This window comes from Paenibacillus maysiensis, assembly GCF_000520815.1.
GTDB lineage: Bacteria > Bacillota > Bacilli > Paenibacillales > Paenibacillaceae > Paenibacillus > Paenibacillus maysiensis.
Window position 1 is genome coordinate 1 of record NZ_ASRY01000099.1, and the last position, 21,959, is coordinate 21,959.

Annotated in this window: 21 protein-coding genes and 1 pseudogene; 10 read left to right on the forward strand and 12 right to left on the reverse strand. The window is 50.6% G+C overall.

All coding sequences use genetic code 11. The annotated features are described in order from the left end of the window. Together L696_RS28320 and hydF are read left to right on the forward strand one after the other, a co-directional pair. Positions 1-344: pseudogene (locus tag L696_RS28320) on the forward strand (aspartate ammonia-lyase); the annotation flags it as partial. Beyond that, entirely contained in the window at positions 331-1,584 is a 1,254-nt protein-coding gene (gene hydF / locus L696_RS0106870) for a [FeFe] hydrogenase H-cluster maturation GTPase HydF (protein WP_025682986.1), read from the forward strand. The pseudogene L696_RS28320 and the gene hydF, both read left to right, overlap by 14 nt. A 112-nt stretch (positions 1,585-1,696) precedes the next feature. Here hydF and hydG read toward each other — a convergent pair whose 3' ends face one another. Together hydG and hydE are read right to left on the reverse strand one after the other, a co-directional pair. Continuing rightward, positions 1,697-3,109: a [FeFe] hydrogenase H-cluster radical SAM maturase HydG gene (gene hydG / locus L696_RS0106875; RefSeq protein WP_025682987.1), complete on the reverse strand. Its 1,413-nt coding sequence runs from the start codon at positions 3,107-3,109 to the stop codon at positions 1,697-1,699. Between the two features lie 65 nt (positions 3,110-3,174). Beyond that, the gene (gene hydE, locus L696_RS0106880) at positions 3,175-4,218 is read right to left on the reverse strand and encodes a [FeFe] hydrogenase H-cluster radical SAM maturase HydE (protein WP_280740129.1); all 1,044 of its coding nucleotides are present in this window, start codon (positions 4,216-4,218) and stop codon (positions 3,175-3,177) included. Positions 4,219-4,776: 558 nt separating this feature from the next. On the opposite strand from hydE, the gene L696_RS0106890 reads away from it, so the two are divergent. Beyond that, entirely contained in the window at positions 4,777-5,694 is a 918-nt protein-coding gene (locus tag L696_RS0106890) for a LysR family transcriptional regulator (RefSeq protein ID WP_025682989.1), read from the forward strand. Between the two features lie 340 nt (positions 5,695-6,034). Here the strand turns inward: L696_RS0106890 and L696_RS31150 are convergent, their stop codons facing one another. Both L696_RS31150 and L696_RS0106900 read right to left on the reverse strand, forming a co-directional pair. Further along, a complete protein-coding gene (locus tag L696_RS31150) occupies positions 6,035-6,175 on the reverse strand; it encodes a hypothetical protein (RefSeq protein ID WP_162833909.1) in 141 nt (46 codons plus the stop codon). A 79-nt stretch (positions 6,176-6,254) separates the two neighbouring features. Continuing rightward, entirely contained in the window at positions 6,255-7,073 is an 819-nt protein-coding gene (locus L696_RS0106900) for a carbon-nitrogen family hydrolase (RefSeq protein ID WP_025682990.1), read from the reverse strand. 176 nt (positions 7,074-7,249) lie between these two features. Here L696_RS0106900 and L696_RS0106905 point away from each other — a divergent pair, with 176 nt between their 5' ends. From L696_RS0106905 to L696_RS0106935, 7 genes are all read left to right on the forward strand, one after another. Next, on the forward strand, positions 7,250-8,431 hold the full coding sequence (locus tag L696_RS0106905; RefSeq protein WP_025682991.1) for a pyridoxal phosphate-dependent aminotransferase: 1,182 nt from the start codon (positions 7,250-7,252) through the stop codon (positions 8,429-8,431). A gap of 341 nt (positions 8,432-8,772) precedes the next feature. Continuing rightward, positions 8,773-9,873, forward strand: a complete 1,101-nt coding sequence (gene proB, locus L696_RS0106910) for a glutamate 5-kinase (protein ID WP_025682992.1) — start codon at positions 8,773-8,775, stop codon at positions 9,871-9,873. An 18-nt stretch (positions 9,874-9,891) separates the two neighbouring features. Continuing rightward, complete coding sequence (locus L696_RS0106915; RefSeq protein ID WP_025682993.1) at positions 9,892-11,184, forward strand: glutamate-5-semialdehyde dehydrogenase; 1,293 nt, start codon at positions 9,892-9,894, stop codon at positions 11,182-11,184. A 39-nt stretch (positions 11,185-11,223) separates the two neighbouring features. Next, entirely contained in the window at positions 11,224-12,090 is an 867-nt protein-coding gene (proC, locus tag L696_RS0106920; RefSeq protein ID WP_025682994.1) for a pyrroline-5-carboxylate reductase, read from the forward strand. Beyond that, positions 12,087-13,298, forward strand: coding sequence for a 2,3-diketo-5-methylthiopentyl-1-phosphate enolase (locus L696_RS0106925; RefSeq protein WP_025682995.1), 1,212 nt, complete (start codon positions 12,087-12,089; stop codon positions 13,296-13,298). The genes proC and L696_RS0106925 overlap by 4 nt, the downstream gene beginning before the upstream one ends. Then, the gene (locus tag L696_RS0106930; RefSeq protein ID WP_025682996.1) at positions 13,295-13,972 is read left to right on the forward strand and encodes a 2-hydroxy-3-keto-5-methylthiopentenyl-1-phosphate phosphatase; all 678 of its coding nucleotides are present in this window, start codon (positions 13,295-13,297) and stop codon (positions 13,970-13,972) included. Before L696_RS0106925 ends, L696_RS0106930 begins: the two co-directional genes overlap by 4 nt. After that, positions 13,973-14,623, forward strand: coding sequence for a methylthioribulose 1-phosphate dehydratase (locus tag L696_RS0106935; RefSeq protein WP_025682997.1), 651 nt, complete (start codon positions 13,973-13,975; stop codon positions 14,621-14,623). It abuts the gene before it with no gap. A 555-nt stretch (positions 14,624-15,178) separates the two neighbouring features. Here the strand turns inward: L696_RS0106935 and thiE are convergent. From thiE to L696_RS0106980, 8 genes are all read right to left on the reverse strand, one after another. Continuing rightward, on the reverse strand, positions 15,179-15,841 hold the full coding sequence (gene thiE / locus L696_RS0106940; protein ID WP_025682998.1) for a thiamine phosphate synthase: 663 nt from the start codon (positions 15,839-15,841) through the stop codon (positions 15,179-15,181). Next, on the reverse strand, positions 15,828-16,697 hold the full coding sequence (gene thiD / locus L696_RS0106945) for a bifunctional hydroxymethylpyrimidine kinase/phosphomethylpyrimidine kinase (RefSeq protein WP_049827300.1): 870 nt from the start codon (positions 16,695-16,697) through the stop codon (positions 15,828-15,830). Before thiD ends, thiE begins: the two co-directional genes overlap by 14 nt. Positions 16,698-17,059: 362 nt before the next feature. Then, complete coding sequence (locus L696_RS0106955; RefSeq protein WP_025683000.1) at positions 17,060-17,671, reverse strand: flavin reductase family protein; 612 nt, start codon at positions 17,669-17,671, stop codon at positions 17,060-17,062. A 181-nt stretch (positions 17,672-17,852) separates the two neighbouring features. Continuing rightward, positions 17,853-18,635, reverse strand: coding sequence for a hypothetical protein (locus tag L696_RS0106960; RefSeq protein ID WP_025683001.1), 783 nt, complete (start codon positions 18,633-18,635; stop codon positions 17,853-17,855). Position 18,636: 1 nt separating this feature from the next. After that, complete coding sequence (locus tag L696_RS0106965) at positions 18,637-19,902, reverse strand: hypothetical protein (protein WP_025683002.1); 1,266 nt, start codon at positions 19,900-19,902, stop codon at positions 18,637-18,639. 88 nt (positions 19,903-19,990) lie between these two features. Further along, complete coding sequence (locus tag L696_RS0106970; protein WP_025683003.1) at positions 19,991-20,461, reverse strand: hypothetical protein; 471 nt, start codon at positions 20,459-20,461, stop codon at positions 19,991-19,993. Next, positions 20,458-21,090 (reverse strand): RNA polymerase sigma factor, encoded by a 633-nt coding sequence (locus L696_RS0106975; protein ID WP_280740128.1) that lies wholly within the window; start codon positions 21,088-21,090, stop codon positions 20,458-20,460. Before L696_RS0106975 ends, L696_RS0106970 begins: the two co-directional genes overlap by 4 nt. Before the next feature lie 139 nt (positions 21,091-21,229). Next, positions 21,230-21,958 (reverse strand): DnaD domain protein, encoded by a 729-nt coding sequence (locus tag L696_RS0106980; protein WP_049827301.1) that lies wholly within the window; start codon positions 21,956-21,958, stop codon positions 21,230-21,232. Between the last annotated feature and the right edge of the window lies 1 nt (position 21,959).

Here is a 21,959-nt window from a genome sequence, read left to right on the forward strand (position 1 = left end):
CGCTGATTGCCGAATCGCTGCTGGAATCGCTACATATTCTGGACGGCGCGGTTCGGCTGTTCGAGGAACGATGTGTGCGCGGTCTGATCGTAAGCGAGGAACGCTGTTCAGCTAACCTGCGTAACTCCGCTGTGATGGCTTCTGCGCTGGTCGCGGAGCTTGGCTATGATGAAGCTGCCTCCATCGCCTCAGCAGCCATTGCCCAGGGCCGCGTACCGGAGGATATTGCCGAAGAACGCGGTCTGCTGACACGCTCGCGCATTGAGCAATTGTGTCATCCCTATACAGTAACTAAGCCCGGAATTCCAGGGCAGGAAGAAGGAATTCACGTTGGGAATGAATGATACCCCCCGTAGCAACCGACCGCACATCACCCTGCTCGGTCGCCGCAACGCTGGCAAATCCAGCATTTTGAACACCCTGACCGGCCAGCCCGCCGCCGTGGTATCTCCCGTAGGAGGAACGACCACGGACCCGGTTTTCAAGCCGATGGAGTTGCTCCCTGCTGGCCCCATTGTTCTGGTGGATACCGCCGGACTGGACGATGAGGGTGAGATCGGAGCGCTGCGCCGCAACAAAACGCTAGAAATATTAAATAGCACGGATCTGGCGCTGCTAATCATCGATGCTGCTGTTGGGGTTAGCGCATTTGAACATGGGCTACTCGAAAAGCTGCATGCCAAGAAGATTCCCGTCATTGGTGTATTAAACAAGACGGACATCATGGCAGAGGCAGAGAAAATGACCGCAACCCTAAAGGCTGAACTGGATTTACCCCTCATTCCTTTCAGTGCCTCTAAGCTATGGGGAGACACGGAACTGAAAAAGGCCATCATTGATGCCCTTCCCCAAAATGAGGATCGTTTCCGTATCGTTGGTGACCTGCTGTCACCCGGCGATTTTGTCGTGCTGGTCGTTCCGATCGATAAAGCTGCGCCCAAAGGCCGACTGATTCTGCCACAGCAGCAGACGATCCGTGATACGTTGGAAAGCGACGCCATCGCCGTAGTGACCAAAGAGCATGAGCTACGACTAACGCTGGAGCAATTGGGACGCAAGCCTCGCTTGGTCATTACCGATTCACAGGCTTTTATGAAGGTAGCAGCAGACACTCCCAAGGATGTGCCCCTGACTTCCTTTTCCATCCTGTTCGCTCGTCATAAAGGTGACCTTGACGAACTCGTACGAGGTGCAAGAGCCATTGACCGTCTCAAGGATGGTGACCGCGTACTCATTGCTGAAGCCTGCACGCACCAATGTCAGTCTGACGATATCGGTCGTGTGAAAATCCCCCGTTGGCTCCGTCAAACGATAGGTAAACGTCTCATCATCGAGCACGCATCCGGTTCCAGCTTTCCTGCCGATCTGAGCGAATATGCGCTGGTTATTCACTGCGGGGCCTGCATGCTCAATCGACGTACCATGCTTCACCGGATGGCAGAAGCGGAAGCCGCCGGGGTACCCATAGTGAACTATGGTATTTTCATCGCCTATGTTCAGGGAGTCTTCCCCCGTGCCATCGAATGCTTCCCATCCGCTATGCTGGCATGGGAGCAAGCCGTTGGTGCTGGCAGCCATTCCTGAATGAGACGAATCATTGAAGCAACAAATTCCGCCCCATACACGCAAAAGCAGCCGCGCTGACTCTCACGCGGCTGCTTTTTATTTGCCCAATTCCAAAGAGAAGATCGATATTCTAAAAATACAAATCCCGCTCGCCCGCTTCCAAGCGTCCCAGCTTATCAAGTGTCAAACGGCGTGTCGACTCATGCGGGATGCGCTCCAAATTATCACGCAGGGCTTCAGCTCCCAGCTCACGTGCCTCTTCATCTCCATAATCCAACAGAAATTCCTGAAAAGTCAGCAGCGAATTCGGCTGGCATACATTGTGAATCTGCCCTGATTTAGCAAGCTCCATGAACCGATCTCCGGTTCTTCCTTCGCGATAGCAGGCTGTGCAATAGCTTGGCATATATCCTCCACGACACAGACTTTTGATGATTTCCATCGGCGAACGATGATCCCCGACCTCGAACTGAGGTTTATCTTCCGAATCCTGTTTTGCATATGCCCCTACACCCGTAGCTGAACCTGCACTAATTTGTGACACACCCAGACCAATAACGCGGTCTCTGTATTCCGGTTCTTCACGTGTAGACAAAATCATACCTGCATAAGGTACAGCCAGCCGGAGAACGGACACAATTTTCATAAAATCCTCGTCATCGACCAAATACGGATAGCGCTCCAGATCCACATTTTCAGCCGGACGTAACCGTGGAACCGAAACCGTGTGAGGACCACAGCCAAAGACTTCTTCCAAGTGTTCAGCATGTTTCAGCATCGCCACAGTCTCATAGCGAAAATCGTACAGACCATATAACACACCGATACCCACATCATCTATACCTGCGCTCATGGCCCGATCCATAGCCGTTGCATGCCAATCATAATTACGTTTTGGACCTTGCAAATGGAACTTGCTATAAGTCTCACGATGATATGTTTCCTGGAACAAAATATACGTACCAATTCCTACCTCTGCCAGCTTCCGATAGTCCTCTTCGGTTGTGGAAGCAATATTGACGTTGATTCGGCGTATGCTGCCATTGTCCACTTTAACCTCATAGATCTGACGCAGACAATCGACGATATAATCAATCGGACAATTGAGCGGATCTTCCCCCGCTTCCAGTACGAGGCGCTTATGCCCCAACTCCTGAAGCACTCTGACCTCCTCGACCAGTTCCTCCGGTGTCAAACGGCTGCGGGTAAAGCTATCATTGGTATGCTTATAGCCGCAGTATTCGCAGTTATTGACACAGTGGTTACTTACATAAAGGGGGGCAAACAGCACAATCCGATTGCCGTAAATCTGCTCTTTCACCGCCCGTGACGATCTAAACATTTCTTCCAGTAGTTCAGCATCATCCACATGCAAAAGAGCCGCCGCTTCAGTTGCACTCAACCCCCGGCAAGCTCTTCCCTTCTCCAAAATGTCTAAAATACGATTTCGATCTGTTGCTTCCTGCTTTCCCTGCTCCACCGCTGCCATAATCTCTGCCTCATTAATGAAATCCGCTGACACTTTTTCCCGTACTTCACTCACGTAGATCCATCTCCCTTATTATGGTGAGGATTTCGCAAAATCCTTATGGTTAACTACTGTTTCTTTTATTGACTCATGAGCTGTCGTTGTACCCTCAGACTATCGCCACGTCCCATATCGACTTCAAACCCCGCTCCACGGATGCGCAGCTCCAGACAATGTCTGCATTGGGCAGATTCATCGCCCAAACATATTTTATTTTCATAAATGGCATACTTCGGCCTCACCGCGAGTGGTGACAAATTGGGCATAACTACATTCGCCCCTGCCTGAAGCGCCTTCTCCCGGCCTTGGGGATGAATCGTTCCCATCGCCGTGGATGCTGGAATTAGCGCGTCTGGGACGACCAACCGGGACAACGAAACGATATCCAGTGCCTTTTCCATGCTTCCCTGACCGGCATCCCGGAGCGGCGTGTTGCTATGCGGTAAAAACGGACCAATCCCGATCATATCCGGCGATAGACTGTGCAAATAGACCAAATCGTCTGCCAAATCACTGTTCGTTTGTCCGGGCAACCCCACCATACATCCAGCCCCGATCTGAAATCCGATTCGCTGCAACGCGAGCAGTCGACTGCGCCTGCTTTCTATCGTCATCGTCGGATGCAGCTTGGCGTACAAATGCGGTGAAGCTGTCTCATGCCGTAGCAAAAAGCGGTCCGCCCCCGCCTCGTATAGTAGCTCATAGGTTTCATCATCCCGTTCACCAATAGACAATGTAACCGCCACATCGGTAAAACGGCTTTTGATCTCCCGAATCAGCTTCGCCAGCCGTGCTGCCGTGAACCAGTAATCTTCGCCGCTTTGCAGTACAAAGGTCCGATATCCCAGCTCATACCCCTCCGCGCAACAGGCCAAAATTTCTTCCGGTCGCAAACGATAGCGAGCCGCCTGTTTATTCGAGGCACGTAGCCCGCAATACATGCAGTCCTGGCGACATATGCTGGAGAACTCAATTAATCCACGTAAAAAAACACCTTTGCCGTAACGCTCCATTTTGATGCGAGCTGCCAATTTTCGTAACTGTGCCCGCACCGTCGGTTCTTCCTCCAGACGTGCCAGCAGCTCCGTCATTTCCGTATGCGTCCATTCCTTGCCGTCAGCCAGACGCAGTAATAATTCGTCCGTGACTCATCCCTTCTTCCCTTGTCCCTCTGGACTCCACGTTGTCAGCAGCTTGTACCGTACATGTATTATTTTAGCAACATCGGTGGGAATAAAACGTGACTAGCTTCACAAAAAATCCCATTTTCTGAATGTCAACTCCAGCATCTGCCGCAAAAAATACATATTTACCGCAACAAAAAAGCTGTCTCCTCCTTTATGCAAGAAACAGCTCTAATCATGCTTATTATTGAATCAAATCAACCGCCTGCTGTGGTACAAAGTAATCAACGCCGTTATATACGACAACACCGTTCAGTGCTGCCTTCTTTGGCATCGGATAAAAATCGGATAAAAGTAAGCATAGGGATTTTCCAGCTTGCATCCTCCCCATCGCCCGTCAGAAAAGACTCTATTTGCGAAAAAACGCTTTATCTATATAAAAATTGTGAAATATGGAGTTAAATGGGATTGGGATTTTGATTGAAATATTGTATAATCACTCTATAATCCAATAGGTAAATCTTATAAGATACGATGATAAAAGGAGTCCGAAACTCGATGGAATTCAGACAGCTTCAATACACCCTGCAAATTGCAGCGGAAAAAAACTTCTCACGTGCAGCGGAAAAACTGCACATTGCTCAGCCTTCCCTGAGCCAGCAATTGTCCAAGCTGGAGAAAGAGCTAGGGGTCCTGTTATTTCAACGCAATACAAGTGCGGTGGAATTAACGCATGCAGGAGCAAGCTTTGTGGAACAAGCGAAAAAGATCGTCGATGCAGTCGAGCAGCTCCGGCAGGAAATGGACGATATTTCTCAGCTGCGCAAGGGGAAGGTCGTCGTCGGCAGTATGCCTATCACGGGTTCCCATTTGCTGCCCCATGTGTTGCCTGTATTTAAAAAAGCTCATCCGGACATTGAAATTGTTCTGGTCGAGGATTCATCCATGAATCTGGAGAAAAAAACAGCCAGCGGCGATACCGATCTCAGCCTGCTTTCTCTCCCGTTAGTAGAGCCGACACTTTCCTATGTGCCTATCGGTGAAGAATGGATTGATCTCGCTGTTCCCCCGGGTCACCCGCTGGCTCTGCGCAAAAACGGTGACCAGCCACAGCCAGTGCATCTGGAAGAGCTGAAAGACGAACCGTTTGTCGTCCTGAAAAAAGGGCAAGGCTTCCGAAAGCTGACGATGGACTTGTGTCATCAAGCGGGCTTTGAGCCGAATGTGGTGTTTGAAAGCACCAATATGGAAACCCTTCAATCGCTCGTAGCGACAGGGATGGGGGTGACACTCGTGCCTCGTTTTATCGCCCGGGCCGCCAGCAGCGAGTTTGTTCCAGCATTGCTGCCACTGGCTGAACCGACACCAAGCCGTACACTAGCCATTGCATATCGGAATGGACGTTATTTATCCAAAGCTGCTGAGGCTTTTATTGAAACCTTCCGCGAAACGGTCAAACAGCTTTCCCAAAAGTAGTTCTCACGTAAAAAGACCGTCTTCCTCCCCGGCCAAAGCCAGAGAAGAAGACGGTCCTGGGGCTACACCCCTACACATTACACATTTAATGTTCAGTTCCATTAGGTTCGATTACAATGTTGCTATGCTGCTCCACCTGGTTTCAACGAACCTTATTTCATGTTCCCTTGAATTCCATGTCAGCCTCGCCTGATTACCTTAACCTTGCTCGGAAACTCCACTTTATCCATCCCGCATCACTTCTTTCCATAAGGTCTCATGCCCTGGTTTCCCAAGATTGTCCTACCTCAGTTCCAATGTGCTGTGTGATCCCAAAGTGCCTGTCCTCGCCTTATCGTGATCAGGGTCGCCCTGAATCTGGTGGACTTTTATCCTGATCATAGCCCATTTCGTGATTATTGCCGACAACCTGTCTATTTAAGCCTCTCGGCCGTGACAGGCCATCCCTATTCGCCAGTTCGGATCTACTTTGGTTATCCATCGTTATCAACCTCCTGGTGTCGGGATACTATTATAATACACCTTTGGGCTGTATCTGAAACAGGAATAGTAATATTTATTTAACGGTCATACAGAGAAGGACGACGGTCCTCGAACACCGGTATGCGCCCACGCACGTCCTGCACCAAGGCTGACTCAATTGTTCCTGTGATGATATCCTCCTGCTCTCCGCCCTCGGCAATGATTTCTCCCCACGGATCAATAATGAGAGAGTGTCCGAAGAAATCCGTATCTCCACTGCGTCCTACCCGGTTACAGGCGATGACGTACATTTGATTTTCAATGGCCCGTGCAGTCAGCAACGTACGCCAGTGATGAAGCCGGGGATGTGGCCATTCCGCAGGTACGACAAGCACATTTGCGCCAGACAGGGCCAGATTACGGGCTAGCTCGGGAAAACGAATATCGTAGCAGATCGACGCACCCGCCTGAATCCCTCCATCCAGCGTGAATAAAACCTTTTCCTCGCCAGGCTGCAAATATTTTTCTTCATCCATAAGCCGGAACAAATGAATCTTGGAATACGAAGCAACCTCTGCACCGGATCGGTCAAAAACGAGCATCGTATTGTACACATGACCGTCGCTTTTCTTCTCCGCGATAGATCCGGCTACCACATTCACCTGATGAGTAGAAGCGAATGCCGATATCCATTCGCGGGTTTCCACTCCTTCCTGATCCGCCAGCTCATGAATGCGGTCCAGCGCATACCCTGTGTTCCACATTTCTGGCAGTACAATCAGGTCCGGCTTTAATTCGGCTGTCACCGCTTGTTCCATTAACGTACGAATATGACTGCGGTTTTCCGGGGGATTCCCCAGCTCAATATGAGCTTGTATGAGTGCAACACTGAACGGCTGAGCTTCATGATACGTCAAAATCGTTCATCCTCCTTGTGAACCGGAGCTTCCGATGCTCGCTTGTCCGGCAATTTCCCCCATCATAGCCCGATCAGACTCGGCCACGCAACCGCATAAGACCAATCCCCTCTATACAACTTGGTTAAATCATGATAAATTAATACTCAAACCATTCCAAAAGGTCGTGTGAAATGATGAGTAATTTTTCCATCCCCTCCGCTGATGTGATGAAACAGTTACCAACTCAATTTTTTGCCACACTCGTACAAAATGTAAACCGTGAAATTGCGGCAGGGCATGATGTCATTAATCTTGGACAAGGGAACCCGGATACACCTACCCCACCTCATATTGTAAAAGCTTTGCAAGAATCAGCGGATAACCCGCTGTATCATAAATATTCGCCTTTTCGCGGTTACAGCTTTCTCAAGGAAGCCGTTGTACAGCGCTATCAGGAGGATTACGGTGTGACACTCGACCCGGAAACTGAGGTCGCCATCCTGTTTGGCGGAAAAACAGGCTTGGTGCAGCTACCGCAAGTTTTACTCAATCCCGGAGATCTGTGTCTCGTGCCTGATCCCGGCTACCCGGATTACTGGTCTGGCGTAGCCTTGGCTAAAGCGGAAATGTCCTTTCTCCCATTAAAGGAAGAGAACCGTTTTCTGCCCGATTATGAGGCTATTTCCGAGGAAGACCGCCGCCGAGCCAAGCTGATGTTCCTCAATTATCCGAATAATCCAACCTCAGCCATTGCACCTCTTTCCTTCTATGAGGATACGGTTGAATTTGCGAAACGGAATGGTATTGTGGTTGCCAGCGATTTTGCCTATGGTGCTATTGGCTTTGACGGTGAACGTCCAGTGAGCTTCCTTCAAGCCCAGGGGGCCAAGGACGTAGGGATTGAGTTTTATACCCTGTCCAAAACGTACAATATGGCGGGCTGGCGCGTCGGTTTCGCGCTCGGCAATGCCGAAATTATCTCGATGATTAATCTGCTTCAGGATCATATGTATGTAAGCCTGTTTGGCGGTATTCAGTCAGCGGCGGCGACCGCTCTGACGTCCTCGCAGGACTGCGTGGGCGAGCTGGTTGCACGCTATGAATCGCGCCGTAACGCTTTTTATGATGCACTTGGGCTAATAGGCTGGAAGGCGACGCGCCCAAGCGGCTCCTTTTTTAGCTGGTTGCCTGTGCCGCAGGGCTATACTTCGGCTTCCTTTGCCGATCTGCTGTTGCGGGAAGCCAAGGTAGCTGTAGCTCCGGGGATCGGCTTCGGTAACGGCGGCGAAGGATATGTGCGGGCGGGGCTGCTAAGCTCGGAAGCTCGACTGACCGAGGCGGTTGAACGAATTGGCAAGCTGAGCCTGTTTGGTTAAGCCGTATTTTCCAGCTACAACCTCTTTGCCAAACCAGACCTTTTCATGGTATTCTGTTACCAATATCATTTAGCGCGTTGAAGGGACTATTAAGAGAGACCCGTCCTGTTCAGAGAGTAAATTCCGATAGGCTGCAAGAATTTACCTGGACCCTCTCCCAACTCCTATCCCCGAGCGCCCTGCGCAGTCAGGCGGTTCCTGCCGTTAACAGGTTCAAGTGGGATGATCATGAATCATCAATGAAGGTGGTACCGCGGAAGCACAGACTTTCGTCCTTTGCATATAAAGGATGAAAGTTTTTTTGTATATTAAAAAGAGTACAAATTAAGGAAGTGGACGTCTTGTCAACACGAATCGTCATTAAAATCGGAAGCAGCTCCTTAACTGGAGTCGAGGGGGGCTTGAATCGGGAAGCCATTGCTTATTTTGCCCGCGAAATCGCCGGACTTCGTGCAAAAGGCCATGAAGTGCTGCTGGTTACATCAGGCGCAGTAGCCGCCGGATTCCGGGAGATTGGGTACCCCTTTCGGCCCAAACTGTTGCATGAAAAGCAGGCGGCAGCGGCTGTTGGCCAAGCTCTTCTCATGCAGGCCTATGAGCAGGCTTTTAAAGATTTTGACCTAGTGATCGCGCAGGTTCTGCTAACCCGTAGTGACTTTTTGAGCCGCAAACGAATGAACAATGCCGGAATGACCGTAGAAGAATTGTTGCGCCAGCAGGTTATCCCGATCTTTAACGAAAATGACACTGTATCGATTGACGAATTGAAATTCGGCGATAACGATATGCTGTCCGCGCTGGTTGCCAATCTGGTCAAAGCGCAGCATCTGATTATCATTACGGACACCGATGGCGTATATACGGCAGACCCGCGCAAGCATCCGAACGCCGTACGTTTTGAACGCATCGACGAGATTACCGAGGAAATTTATGCATTGGCTGGAGGTTCCGGGTCAGCCGTAGGGACTGGCGGTATGCGATCCAAGATCGAAGCTGCCAAAGTCGCCACACGCGGCGGTGTGCCTGTGTTTGTAGGACGCGTCAACGCAGACGGCGATTTGGATGCAGCCGTGGAGGGACACGGACCGGGGACTTATTTTGACACCCACCTCTCTTCCCTCCCGATGAAAAAACAATGGCTTGGCTTCATGTCGACGCCGCTCGGCACGGTGCATGTAGACCAGGGAGCTGAGGAAGCGCTGGTGAATGGCGGTCATAGCCTGCTTCCCGTTGGCGTACGGCGCGTGGAAGGCAGCTTTCATGCTGGAGATGTCGTTGAGGTGCTGGGGCCGGAAAATAAGGTGCTGGGGCGCGGCATTGTCAATTATGACGATGGACAGCTTCGAAGCGTACAAGGATTACCAAGCGGCGAGGTTGTGGGCAAGATCGGTCCCATTCACCGCCTTGAGGTGATTCACAGGGATGAATGGATTACATTATAAATGCGGGGAGGCCGTAACATGAGTGAATTAACGACGAACACAGCCACAACAGATGAAAGACAGTTTAGTGAAGTACGCGCCAAAGCAACTCTGGCCAAAAAAAGCGCCGGGGTCATGAACCGACTGACGACAGCACAAAAAAACGAAGCGCTGCTCGCCATGGCTGAAGCACTGGTACATCATACGGAAGAGCTGATTGCAGCGAACAAAAACGACTTGGAGCGTGGACGGGAACTAGGAACGTCGGAATCGTTGCTCGACCGCCTCAAGCTGACCGAGGACCGAATCGGGTCCATCGCCGAAGGCTTACGCCAAATTGTGGAGCTGCCTGATCCGGTCGGTGACACGCTGGAGCATATCGAACGTCCAAACGGTTTGCGTATTGAGAAAATACGTGTGCCGCTGGGTGTCATCGGCATCATCTATGAAGCGCGTCCTAATGTGACGGTAGATGCTGCGGGCCTGTGTCTGAAAACAGGAAATCCGGTTGTGCTTCGTGGTGGCTCGGCTGCCCTGTTTTCCAACCGTAAAATTATTGAAGTTCTCCAACAGGCGTTGGACACAACTGCTGTACCTCGCGATGCGCTTCAGCTCATTGAAGATTCAGACCGCGCCTCTGTCAATGAAATGCTCACACTGAACGGTTTACTGGATGTGATCATTCCACGCGGCGGGCGCTCGCTTATTCAAAATGTTGTTCAGAATGCTACCGTGCCTGTCATCGAAACCGGAGCTGGTGTGTGCCATACCTTTTTGGACGCTACGGCGGATACACAAATGGCTGAGGCCATTACGCTGAACGCCAAGGTACAAAGACCGTCCGTATGTAACTCCATGGAAACCCTACTCGTTCACTCGGATTATGCACAGGCACATCTGACGAGTTTGGCAGAACGCTTCCGTGAAGCCGGGGTCGAGCTGCGCGGCTGCGCACGGACACGGAAACTGGCTCCCTGGGCTGTTCCAGCCACGGAAGAGGATTATGGCACCGAGTATAATGATTACATTATGAACGTCAAGGTAGTAGACAATTTGGACGAAGCGCTGGAGCATATTGCCCGGTACGGTACGATGCACTCGGAGTGTATTGTGACCGCAGATGAAGCCCATGCCGAACGTTTTCTGCAAGAAGTGGACGCGGCAGCCGTGTATCACAATGCCTCCACCCGCTTCACGGATGGCTTTGAGTTTGGATTTGGTGCCGAGATCGGGATCAGTACGCAAAAATTACATGCTCGCGGTCCAATGGGACTGCCTGCACTGACTTCAACCAAATATCGTGTGTACGGTACTGGACAAATCAGGGAATAATATCATTTATCAATCCGTATCCTTGGAGGTTATGAAACCATGTGTGAGTCACAAACAAAGGCTTTAATTCAAGAGCAAATTACGTTTTTCGGAGCAGGCTCGATGGCAGAGGCTATTATTCGCGGGATGATGGCCCGTTCCGTTGTCAAACGTGGTGGTATTACCGTCATCAACCGTAGCAATCAGGCTCGCCTGGAGGAACTTCAACAGCAATATGGGGTGTTGTTCCAAACTGAGGATACCGCCAAAATTGAGCTGCTGCGCCGTTCTCCAGTGATTGTGCTTGCCATGAAGCCCAAGGATGCTGCACAAGCCCTTGGGCAGCTCGGCCCGCTCCTGTCCGATGGACAGCTGATCATTTCGGTGATCGCCGGACTGTCCATTCGTACGATGCAAACGTTGCTCGGTCGCAAGCAGCCCATCGCCCGAACGATGCCGAACACATCCAGCTCGATTGGATTGGGAGCCACAGGCATCAGCTTTTCCAAGGAGATTAGCGAAGACCAGCGTAAAAACGTGCTTACAATATTCGAATCTGTGGGTACGGTGACGGTTATAGAAGAAGAGAAAATGGATGTTTTGACCGGGATTTCCGGAAGCGGTCCTGCCTATGTCTACTACTTGATGGAAGCCATGATTGCCGGGGGAATCCGTGGTGGCTTGACTCCTGAGCAAGCGCACGAACTGACAGTGCAAACCGCACTTGGAGCGGCACGCATGGTACAACAAACCGGGGAGGAGCCTTCTGCCCTGCGCCACAAAATCATGTCACCCAACGGCTCCACGGTAGCTGCGTTGGATACACTGGACAAAGGCGATTTCTACGAAACGGTAATTGCGGCGGTACAGCGTTGCGCTGAACGATCCCGCGAGATGGGAGCTGTACTAAAGGAGGAAATTGAATGAGCTATTGCTTGGCGACCTACCGGGTATACGATGACAAAACCGATTTTAACAAAAAGGCCCAATCCATTGCCATCGGCATGACGGTGGGTAGCTGGACCGAGCTTCCGCAAGCCAAGCGGGACGCGATGCAAAAGCATCTCGGCTCGGTTCAATCCGTGGACGTTCACGATGGAGGTCCCGGTGAACGGTATGCCGACCTGACCATCGCTTACCCGGATGTCAATTTTAGCCGGGACATTCCCGCACTGCTGGTGACGGTCTTCGGCAAAATTTCGATGGACGGCCGTATCAAGCTGACGAAGCTGGGCTTCTCGGAAGCATTCCGTTCCGCTTTTCCGGGGCCGAAGTTCGGCATCAGCGGCTTGCGTGAGCAGCTCGGCGTGTATGACCGTCCACTGCTTATGAGCATTTTCAAATCGGTGATTGGCCTTAATCTGGACGAGCTGCGCGAGCAGTTTACCCGACAAGCCCTGGGCGGCGTCGATCTGATCAAGGACGACGAGATTTTATTTGAAAATACGCTGACGCCGATTGAAAAACGCGTCGAAGTCTGCATCAGAGCCGCCGAAGCCGCTGAGCGTGAAACCGGTAAAAAGCTGCTGTACGCCGCTAATTTAACTGGACCAACCTCACAGCTCAAAGCGCAAGCCCTCAAGGCCATCGACGCAGGCGCAAATGCCCTGCTGTTCAACGTGCTGGCCTACGGCTACGATGTGCTGCATGAACTGAGCAGCGATCCCACTATCTCGGTGCCGATTGCAGCCCACCCTTCGTTGGCGGGTGCTGCTTATCCTTCGCCGCATTATGGTATTTCGGCGTCAGTGCTGCTCGGTCAGCTCATGCGACTGGCAGGGGCCGACCTCGTGCTCTTCCCTTCTCCTTACGGCTCGGTTACGATGCCGCGTGAGGAAAACATGGCGATCCGCGATGAGCTGATCACCCCTGAGCTGCCGCTGAAGGCCAGCATGCCTGTGCCATCCGCAGGGATTCACCCCGGACTGGTGCCGTTAATTGTGCGTGATTTCGGTACAGATGTTGTTGTGAACGCTGGGGGCGGCATTCACGGCCATCCGCTCGGCACCGAAGCAGGTGGGCGCGCCTTTGTGCAGGCGATTGAAGCTGTGCGTCTGGCTGTGCCGCTGCCGGAATACGCCCGCACGCACCCCGAGCTGCAATCCGCGCTCGACACGTGGGGAGGCGAACGATGAGTACAGCAAAGAAACCTGTTATTTTTTGCGATTTTGACGGTACGATTACGAACAGCGACAATATTGTCGCCATTATGAAGCATTTTCAGCCTGCGGGCTGTGAGGCCATCATGCATGATATCGTGAACGGACACACGTCTATTCGTGAAGGCGTTGGTGCCATGTTCGCTCTGATGCCCTCGGCGCAAAAAGATGAAATCATCTCTTATGTACTTGGACAAGCTGGTATACGCGAGGGCTTTGCCCGTTTTTTGGACTATGTACGGGAACAGGATATTGAATTTTTTGTCACCAGCGGTGGTATTGATTTCTTTATTGATCCTCTGCTGGAGCCTTTCGACATTCCACAGGATCACGTTTACTGCAATGGTGCCAATTTCTCGGGGAATCATATTGAGATTACGTGGCCGCATACATGTCAGGAACCGTGTACGAACGACTGCGGTATGTGCAAAACAACCGTGATTCGCCAATACCCTGCTGAACAGTACGAACGAATCTTGATCGGGGACAGCCTGACGGATTTTGAAGGAGCCAAAATTGCCGACCTCGTGTACTCCCGCTCGCACCTGACTTTAAAGTGCCAGGAGCTAGGCGTACCACATGTGCCCTTTGAAACATTTGACGACATTATTAAGGATTTAAAGCAAAAGCAGGAGCAAGGGGTGCTGTAAATGAGCTATAGCTTGGCAGACATAACATTGGAAGAAAAACGCCGCGCACTGGAAGAACTCGCTGATGTCAAGGAGCTATTCGCATCTCGCAACTGGTTCCCCGGCACGAGCGGCAATTTGTCGATACGGATCAGGGATTTTCATCCTGAACAATTTTATTTTGCAGTTACTGCCAGCGGCAAGGATAAAACCAAGCGGACACCGGAGGATTTTCTGTTCGTGGACCAGCACGGAAAAGCGGTAGAAGCTACAAACCTCAAGCCGAGCGCCGAAACGCTGATTCATTGCGAAATTTACCGCCTCACAGGCTGCGGAGCCGTTTTCCATGTGCATACTGTTTTTAACAATCTCATTTCCGAATATTACGGGGAACGTGGCTCTGTACCTGTACAAGGCATTGAACTCATTAAGGCTTTTAATATTTGGGAGGAAAATGCTGCGATTGACATTCCCGTGCTGCCGAATTACGCAGATATTGCTGCGATTGCCAAACTGGTGCCGGGTGTGCTGAATGATCAGGTGCCGGGGATCTTGCTGCGCAACCACGGCATTTATGCGTGGGGGCGTGATGTGTTTGAAGCTAAAAAGCATCTGGAGGCGTTTGAATTTTTGTTTGAAACGACGTACCGCTCCCTGCTGCTGAGACTTTAGTTTGAAGAGCAACTTGATATATAAGTTGAACTCAAAAGTTACCTATTGTGCCACTGCGCAGTCGGATGGTGCTTCCCATCGCCACCGCCCCCGGATTTCTTAAATAAAACCTATGATAAAGGTAGAGATCCGGGGACAAAAGCGACCACTTCGCTTGTACAGCACCATTCCACCTACTTCGTTTTGATGTTCATTTTTCGAGTTCAGCTTATATACTTGAGCCTGCTTTAATTAGAAAGTGCAAAGTGAACACAGAGAACGTAGCCTAAGCGAAAGCGGGGGAGCGTTCTCTTTTTTTAAATGAAAAGGCAGCCTTGGACGTGTATATAAAGTCCCGGACTGCCTTTCTATCATTATGGAATCAACCTGATTATATAAGCGGGATAGAGTCTCTAGTTATTTACTTGGTAACCATTACTCACAAGTATTCGCCCGTAGCTGTAACTCATTAAAAAGCACGCCCGCATGGTAGCCGTCGCAGACAACCATATCCTATCACAATCCCGGCATATTATTTTGCACTGCTTTTCAATAAACTCTGATCATTTCATGTAATTATAGCACGCTGCGAGAAAGGATGCTCCTCAGGCTTTGTGCAGCCTCACAGGGGGCTTCTGCCCATGAGATGGCTGAAATGACCGCTATGCCGTCCGCTCCAGCCTGTAGGACGCTGGCAGCGTTGTCCGCTGTAATACCACCAATGCCTACCAGCGGAAGGCTAGCACCACCTGCACGCAGCCTGCGGACCAGCTCCGGTCCCTGCACAGGATGTGCATCCGGCTTGGAACGAGTCGGGAACATCGGTCCTACGCCCGCATAATCAGCGCCAGCGCGTACCGCCTGCTCCGCTTCTGTTAGGCTGTGTACCGATACGCCGATGATTTTGTCGCCCATTCGGGAGCGAACGCGGTCTGCCGGCTCGTCATCTTGTCCGAGATGGACGCCATCTGCATCCACAGCCAAAGCAAGCTCGACATCATCATTGACGAGAAATGGAACGTTATACTGATGACACAGCCTCCGGGCGGCTTGAGCAAATTCGTGCAAGCGACTTCCCGTCAGACAGCCCTCACCCTTTTCACGCAATTGAAAAAGGGTCACACCTCCCTGCAACGCTTCCTCCAAAACCACCAGCGGATTACGGCCGCAATTCATACTGCCCATGACCAAATAAAGACGCAGATGCTCCCGCATACGCTCTATATCAACTCTTGGCATCGCTTTGTTCCTCCCTCATTGCTCTGCTCCACACAGACGCTCCTTCTCCTGTCCGGCGTGCGTTCCATGCCCAATGATTCGTCGGTCCATGCCCACTGCCGATACCCAAGCCCTGCTCAATCGCCGCCTGTATAAAAGCCTTGGCCGTCTGCACCGCCTCGGGTACACTGCGTCCTGCCGCCAATCCAGCCGCCAGCGCCGCCGAAAAGGTACAGCCCGTTCCATGGGTATGCGGGGTATGAATTCGGGGGCCGTCCAGTTCGGTAAAATCGCGCCCGTCGAACAACAAATCCACGGACCGTTCCGCTTCCGTGCTGTGCCCTCCCTTGATGATCACGTAGCTGGTCCCCAAATCAGCCAGCATTCGAGCGGCTTCCTTCGCATCCTCACGACTGGAGAGGGTTAAGCCTGTCAACGCTTCCGCTTCCGGAAAGTTTGGGGTGACTACCTTCGCCAACGGTAACAAATACGATTTTAGCGTTTCCACTGCCTCGTCATGAAGTAGAGAAGCTCCGCCTTTGGCGATCATTACCGGGTCTACGACAACATTAGGCCACCGAAACTGGCGAATTTGCGCGGCCACCTGACGAATGACCTCAGCACTCACGAGCATACCCGTTTTAACGGCATCAGGTGGTAAATCTGTACCTATGGACTGTAATTGAGCTTCCACCATGGCAACAGGGACAGGATGAACAGCTTGTACACCACGTGTATTTTGAGCAGTAACTCCCGTCAGGGCAGACATGCCGTACACGCCCAACTCCTGAAAGGTTTTTAAATCAGCCTGTATGCCCGCGCCCCCTCCGCTGTCCGAGCCTGCAATGGTCAATGCTTTGTGCACCGTATGGGTCATAGCTGTAGCCCCCTGACAACACCTTGCCGCTTCCAATTCTGCCACTCATCCTGAAACTGATTTTTGGTATAAAGTAAAATGAATTTCAATATCAAACGAACCCTGCTCCTTTGATGACAGGAGCCTGCGCTTCTTTCCAGCCGAGAGATATGGTTTTCAGCATGCACATGCTCAAGTGTATGAAACAACAAAAAAACACTATGCAAAAGCAGAGTGTTCCTACACTAAGGTCCCTGCGCTGGCATTATCCAACAGGTTCATACGGTCTACGACAGAATAGTCGTACTCTCAGCTTGCTTCCGCAGGCTCCCGTGCTATTTTTTTATAATCGTAACCCTTTATGCTGTAAAAAGCAACGTCCCCTATTGGGGGCGCTCCAGCCTGAATTGCTCTCCCAGCTTTGCATAATCATTCCCGGCCAAACGACTCACCGGACGCAGCTCCTTGGCGATTATGTATGTATTTTGATACGCTTCCTCGGACAAATGATACTGCACCACGCGCCCGATCAGCAGATCGCAGGCAGGTGCGCCCTCTGTGCCCCCCAGCGGTATCGTCTGCTCCAGGACACATTCCATGCGTATTTTCGCTTCAACCACGCCAGGAACCGCGATTTTTGTACTTTTTATCGGCGTAAGTCCGGCTAGTGTGATTTCACTTTCCTCCGGCGACAGACGGGAAGCCGTCACATTCACCGCGCCCACATTGTCCTCATCCGTAATATGAACGACAAAGGCTTTTTGCTCCATCGCATTACGTGCTGTATCCTTGGACACCCCATCGACACGTTGCACGGACACAGACAGCAGCGGCGGCTCGGAAGCTACGATGGAAAAATAACTGAACGGCGCACCATTCAGCACCCCTTCGCTGCTCAGTGTCGTCACAAAGGCTACTGGCCTTGGGATAATGCTTCCGCTTAACAGCTTATAATTTTCACGCCCGGTAAGCGTATCAGGATTTAATGGTATCATGGTTTCTCCCTCTTTCCTGCTCACATTCGCATTTACATTCAGATTAAGCATACCCATGTTCACCCGCAGGTTCCCACTCACTAAATGAGCAGTTCACAAGCACTTTGGGTTTCTATTGAAGCTTCTCCTTCTAGTATCGCGTGAATGACGCAGGATGTAAAGCCGGAGCCGAAGAGTCTCTCTATTTTTCAATTATATTTCCCTGATTATCGCGTACGGTAACCGTAATCCCCTCGGGTACAGCAATCGTAACGTCGAGCTGATGCTGGGGTTGCATAAAACGTGTCGGGATTTGGCTGAGTAGCACATACAGCGTATCTCCGATATGCTTAGTTTGATACAGTTCCTGTCCTTTTAGTTCATCCTCGTTGCCTGTATAGACATAACTTCCGAATACATGCACCTCTGGTGAGGTGGTTGCGTCAATTTTGACCGCATAGGGATTTTCACCCTGCACGATCACCTTGGTCACTCCGACAGGCAGTTTTTCATGCCAATCAGGAAGGACCCTTGTTTCCTGAACCGAGCTCATCATATCCCTGACTTGCGAAGTAAGTCCCAGTGAACTGACCACAGCAAATCCGATGCAGCAAAAAACCAGGACCGCCGTAATAAACATACTGAACAGATCATAACGAATGCGCTCACGTGTCCCTTTCCACGCCGTATACATTAAAATTTCGAGTCCCAGCAGAACAAAAACGACAGGCCACCACGTCAATGCCTGATCCAATATGCCCGCTCCCCAAAACTTGGAGGCAAACGTTACCCCTCCCAACAAGACCAGAAAAAGTCCCATCGACAGTCTCCCGACCTTCCATACCCCTGCCGGGGCGTTTGGTGTTTTGGAGGAGCTGCTTTTGTTGGATGATGTACCGAATATGCCTGTGGAGCCTCCTGTATCGCTATGAGGATGATGGACTCCCTTAAAGGGAGCCTCACTTTTTGAAAACTCAGTATCCATCCTATTGTTTCTCCTTTACCCGTTTAGATTTGGAGTTACCGATCATCATCCAAATACCACCGCCAATCAACAATAAGGATACGATGATCGTCCGTAGATACATGTCAACCAAATTATAAATCTCTCTGTTCGGAAACAGACGATCCAGAGTAGGAACAAGTACGTTGATCAAGATGTAATAGGCGCCCAGCAATAGCAACCCCAAGCCTACCCAACGGTGATATTGTGCAAACATACCGATCACAGGCTTGTCAATCAACGGTTCCCGTCCATAACGGCTTACTTGCTGCAATGCATCAAAAAAGCTGTAAAACCAGACCACCGGGATCAGGAACAAAAAGAGGGACAAATGCAGCACATCCAGCACGTAAATGCCGCCTAAGAACAGAAGCATGAGCTGAAGACCCCTTTTTTGCAGACCGATATACATATGTCCCGCCCCGGGAAATACCGATAAAATGGTAGCCAGCATTTTGCTACGCCGCCCCTCGACTCTTCCATGCTCCAGTTCTTCAAACAAGGTTCGATCCTGAAGAATTTCTCCCGCTTGTTTACGGTGTACATGCTGCACCGCATCAAACATACAATACAGCCAAATAATCGGCAGCACGCCCGCAAACGCCAAAAATCCGGATTCGTTTGTAATGCTGGTAATAAAAACGAGAATCGCTCCAAAGCCAAAGAAGGACATCAGGAAAGACAACCCACGCTGCATCAGCCCCAAATGGAGGTGTCCCAATCCAGGGATGAACGACAGCAAAATCGTAAAAAAGCGTTCATTGTCCGATCCTTTTTGAAAAGCAGGCGATCCTGCCACACCGTAGTGTCCTTGTTCATAATAGCTATAGCCTGTACCATAACCCATACCTGCTCTCGGTGCATCCATATCTGCGTCTGTTGCACCCTCCGGTACCTCTCCCGTTAAACCTGCATCTCCAAAAGGCCTACTTTGAGAGTAAAAGCCATATGGATTGGGGCCTGCATGAGGGGGATATGGAGCAGCGACTGCACGAGGATCATAACGCAACAAGCTAATAATGATATGCAGCATACTGAGCCCCCAAAAAAGAGCGGCAACAAACATACTGGCCAATAAAGGCATTTCGTCGCTTGAAACCACCGAAAAAAATAATCCTCCCGCCAGACATCCGAAAAACAAAATGGTGTATACAAACGCATTGGCTTTTCTGGTCCAGTAATAGTGTCCCACACCGGGAATAATGTTCAACAGAAATGCCAGGAGCTTGCTTCGTTCCGTATAAGGCACCGCTACACTTCCTTTCTAATCTTGGGATTTTGATAAAATCTCATCTGGAGGTTTGAATTAAACCTTTTTTCTGCCACTTTAATTTATTTTAGGGCTTTAATTTGTCCAGCCAGCTTGTCGTAGCCCGCATGACCTCTTCACTGTAAGAGACGCGTTCTTTCGGAGGAACAGGCTTACCGCCGGTTTGCGGCATCATTTTGTCAAAAGCACCGCTGGACAGCAAAATCAATGTCAGGCTTGCCGCAACAACATAATGAAACACAGGCTTTTCAAACCAACGACGTTTTTTGAAAATCACTTGACTCGCTTCTGCTTCCATATCGGGAAGAGCAGCCATTACATGATCTGTGAAGCGCTCCGTATCCATCCAGGCAGAACAATCGTCCAATGTCGATTCTAACTGCTCCAGTGCGGCAAGATATAAAACCAGCACCTGTTCATCTTCCAGCAGAAGCTTTTCCAGCCGTTCAGATTCCTCTGTCGTGCAAGCTCCTGTAATATAGGCGTGCCAGTCATTCATATGCCCTTCAGTCCACAGTTTATCATGTTGGTCAGTCATTGCCATTCCTCCTCCTTCCAGTGATTTCGAATCCACTGCCGTGCCCGGTAGAGTCTGGACTCCACCGTTTTTAAGGCTACCTGCATCTCTTCTGCAATTTGGTCATATGTTTTGCCCTGCATATAATAGGCCTGGATAATATCCCGATGCTGCTGGGGCAGTTGGGCAATTTTTTGCGATAGTTCCACATTTCGTTCCTCGCGGATCAGACGGACCAGCACATCCTCATCCCGGGAAGGGAGCTGTACGAGGGTTTCTGTCACATCTATAAGCTCTGCGGGCCGTCTGTCCTGTTTGCGCTTGATATCCAGCGCCTTGTGGAGCGCAATTCGGGTCAGCCACGTTTTAAAGCCTTCGTTCCGGTACTGGGGGAGAGACTTATGCACCTGAACGAACGCTTCCTGCGCGGCATCTTCCGCTTCTTTGCTATCATGCAGTACCGAATAGGCCACATGATACACATGCTTGCTGTACAGCTCTACCATCTCACGGAACGCCTGCCGGTCGCCAGACCGTATTCGTTCAATGATTCTCTCTATATCAATGACGCTCTCCCCCTTCCCAATACTATAGACGCCGGAGAATTTCTTCCCCCTGCATATTCCGAAAAAATATTTAAAAAAGGACACACCCTCCTGCTGGAGTGGCGTGTCCTTTATCACTAAAGCTGCTGTATGCTAGAATATTTTACTTACATACGTTTAGCTTTTAGTTACTTTAACCAAGCATATAAATCTTTCTGCTGCCTGAAAATCTCAGTCTATCACTTTAACTGCGTCCGCCGCCACGGAAACGCTGAGCGTATTCCTTTGCATCTTGTGCATTACGGACACGGTTGCGGCTCCACTCCAGCAAAATGCGGTCAATATACCGGAAATGCACCTTCCCTGCAAACACCGCTTCCTTCAAAGCTAATAAAATCAGCTCCTCGGGATAACGATCCTGATCCACCCAACTGGTGATCGTCTCGTATTCCATCGGTGACAACGGTCGGCCGAATTCCTTCTCGAAAATCGTAAACAAATTCCGTTCCTCTGAAGGTGAGGATTCCGATATCCCATTCAGCACATCCGGTTTCCCAGCAAACAAAATATCATCGTCATCGTTGTGCTCCGTGCGCTCGGGTATCATACATTCCGCCAGCTTACGGTACAGCCCCGTTAGATTGTAGCGTTCAAATTGCACGGATGAGTTGTGGTCCTCCACAGTATCAATCCGCAGAAAACCTTCCTTCATCAGCTTGCTGAAATGGAGTGCAATTTCGTTCGCTGTACATCCGATACGGGCCTGCAATTGCTCCCAGGTTGGAAATTCATTGCGTTCGGCTTGTTTAAAAGCAAGCAACTGCATAAGCAGAAGCATTTCTCCATCCGTCAGCCGAAGCGTCTGGTAATGCTTGAGCAGGGCATAGGGAATCTGGACCATTCCGGCTTCCATAGCAAAGGCTACTCCCTCCGCCCACTCTGCCGCTGATGTCTTGTCGAATGATCCGGTCATT

Coding starts and splice junctions, on each gene's coding strand:
- L696_RS0106960 (WP_025683001.1), bottom strand. CDS start 18,635: ATGGATACTGAGTTTTCAAAAAGTGAGGCTCCCTTTAAGGGAGTCCAT.
- L696_RS0106890 (WP_025682989.1), top strand. CDS start 4,777: ATGGAATTCAGACAGCTTCAATACACCCTGCAAATTGCAGCGGAAAAA.
- thiD (WP_049827300.1), bottom strand. CDS start 16,697: ATGACCCATACGGTGCACAAAGCATTGACCATTGCAGGCTCGGACAGC.
- proC (WP_025682994.1), top strand. CDS start 11,224: ATGTGTGAGTCACAAACAAAGGCTTTAATTCAAGAGCAAATTACGTTT.
- L696_RS0106930 (WP_025682996.1), top strand. CDS start 13,295: ATGAGTACAGCAAAGAAACCTGTTATTTTTTGCGATTTTGACGGTACG.
- L696_RS0106915 (WP_025682993.1), top strand. CDS start 9,892: ATGAGTGAATTAACGACGAACACAGCCACAACAGATGAAAGACAGTTT.
- L696_RS0106935 (WP_025682997.1), top strand. CDS start 13,973: ATGAGCTATAGCTTGGCAGACATAACATTGGAAGAAAAACGCCGCGCA.
- thiE (WP_025682998.1), bottom strand. CDS start 15,841: ATGCCAAGAGTTGATATAGAGCGTATGCGGGAGCATCTGCGTCTTTAT.
- L696_RS0106980 (WP_049827301.1), bottom strand. CDS start 21,958: ATGACCGGATCATTCGACAAGACATCAGCGGCAGAGTGGGCGGAGGGA.
- L696_RS0106925 (WP_025682995.1), top strand. CDS start 12,087: ATGAGCTATTGCTTGGCGACCTACCGGGTATACGATGACAAAACCGAT.
- L696_RS0106955 (WP_025683000.1), bottom strand. CDS start 17,671: ATGATACCATTAAATCCTGATACGCTTACCGGGCGTGAAAATTATAAG.
- L696_RS0106905 (WP_025682991.1), top strand. CDS start 7,250: ATGAGTAATTTTTCCATCCCCTCCGCTGATGTGATGAAACAGTTACCA.
- L696_RS0106970 (WP_025683003.1), bottom strand. CDS start 20,461: ATGACTGACCAACATGATAAACTGTGGACTGAAGGGCATATGAATGAC.
- L696_RS31150 (WP_162833909.1), bottom strand. CDS start 6,175: ATGGATAACCAAAGTAGATCCGAACTGGCGAATAGGGATGGCCTGTCA.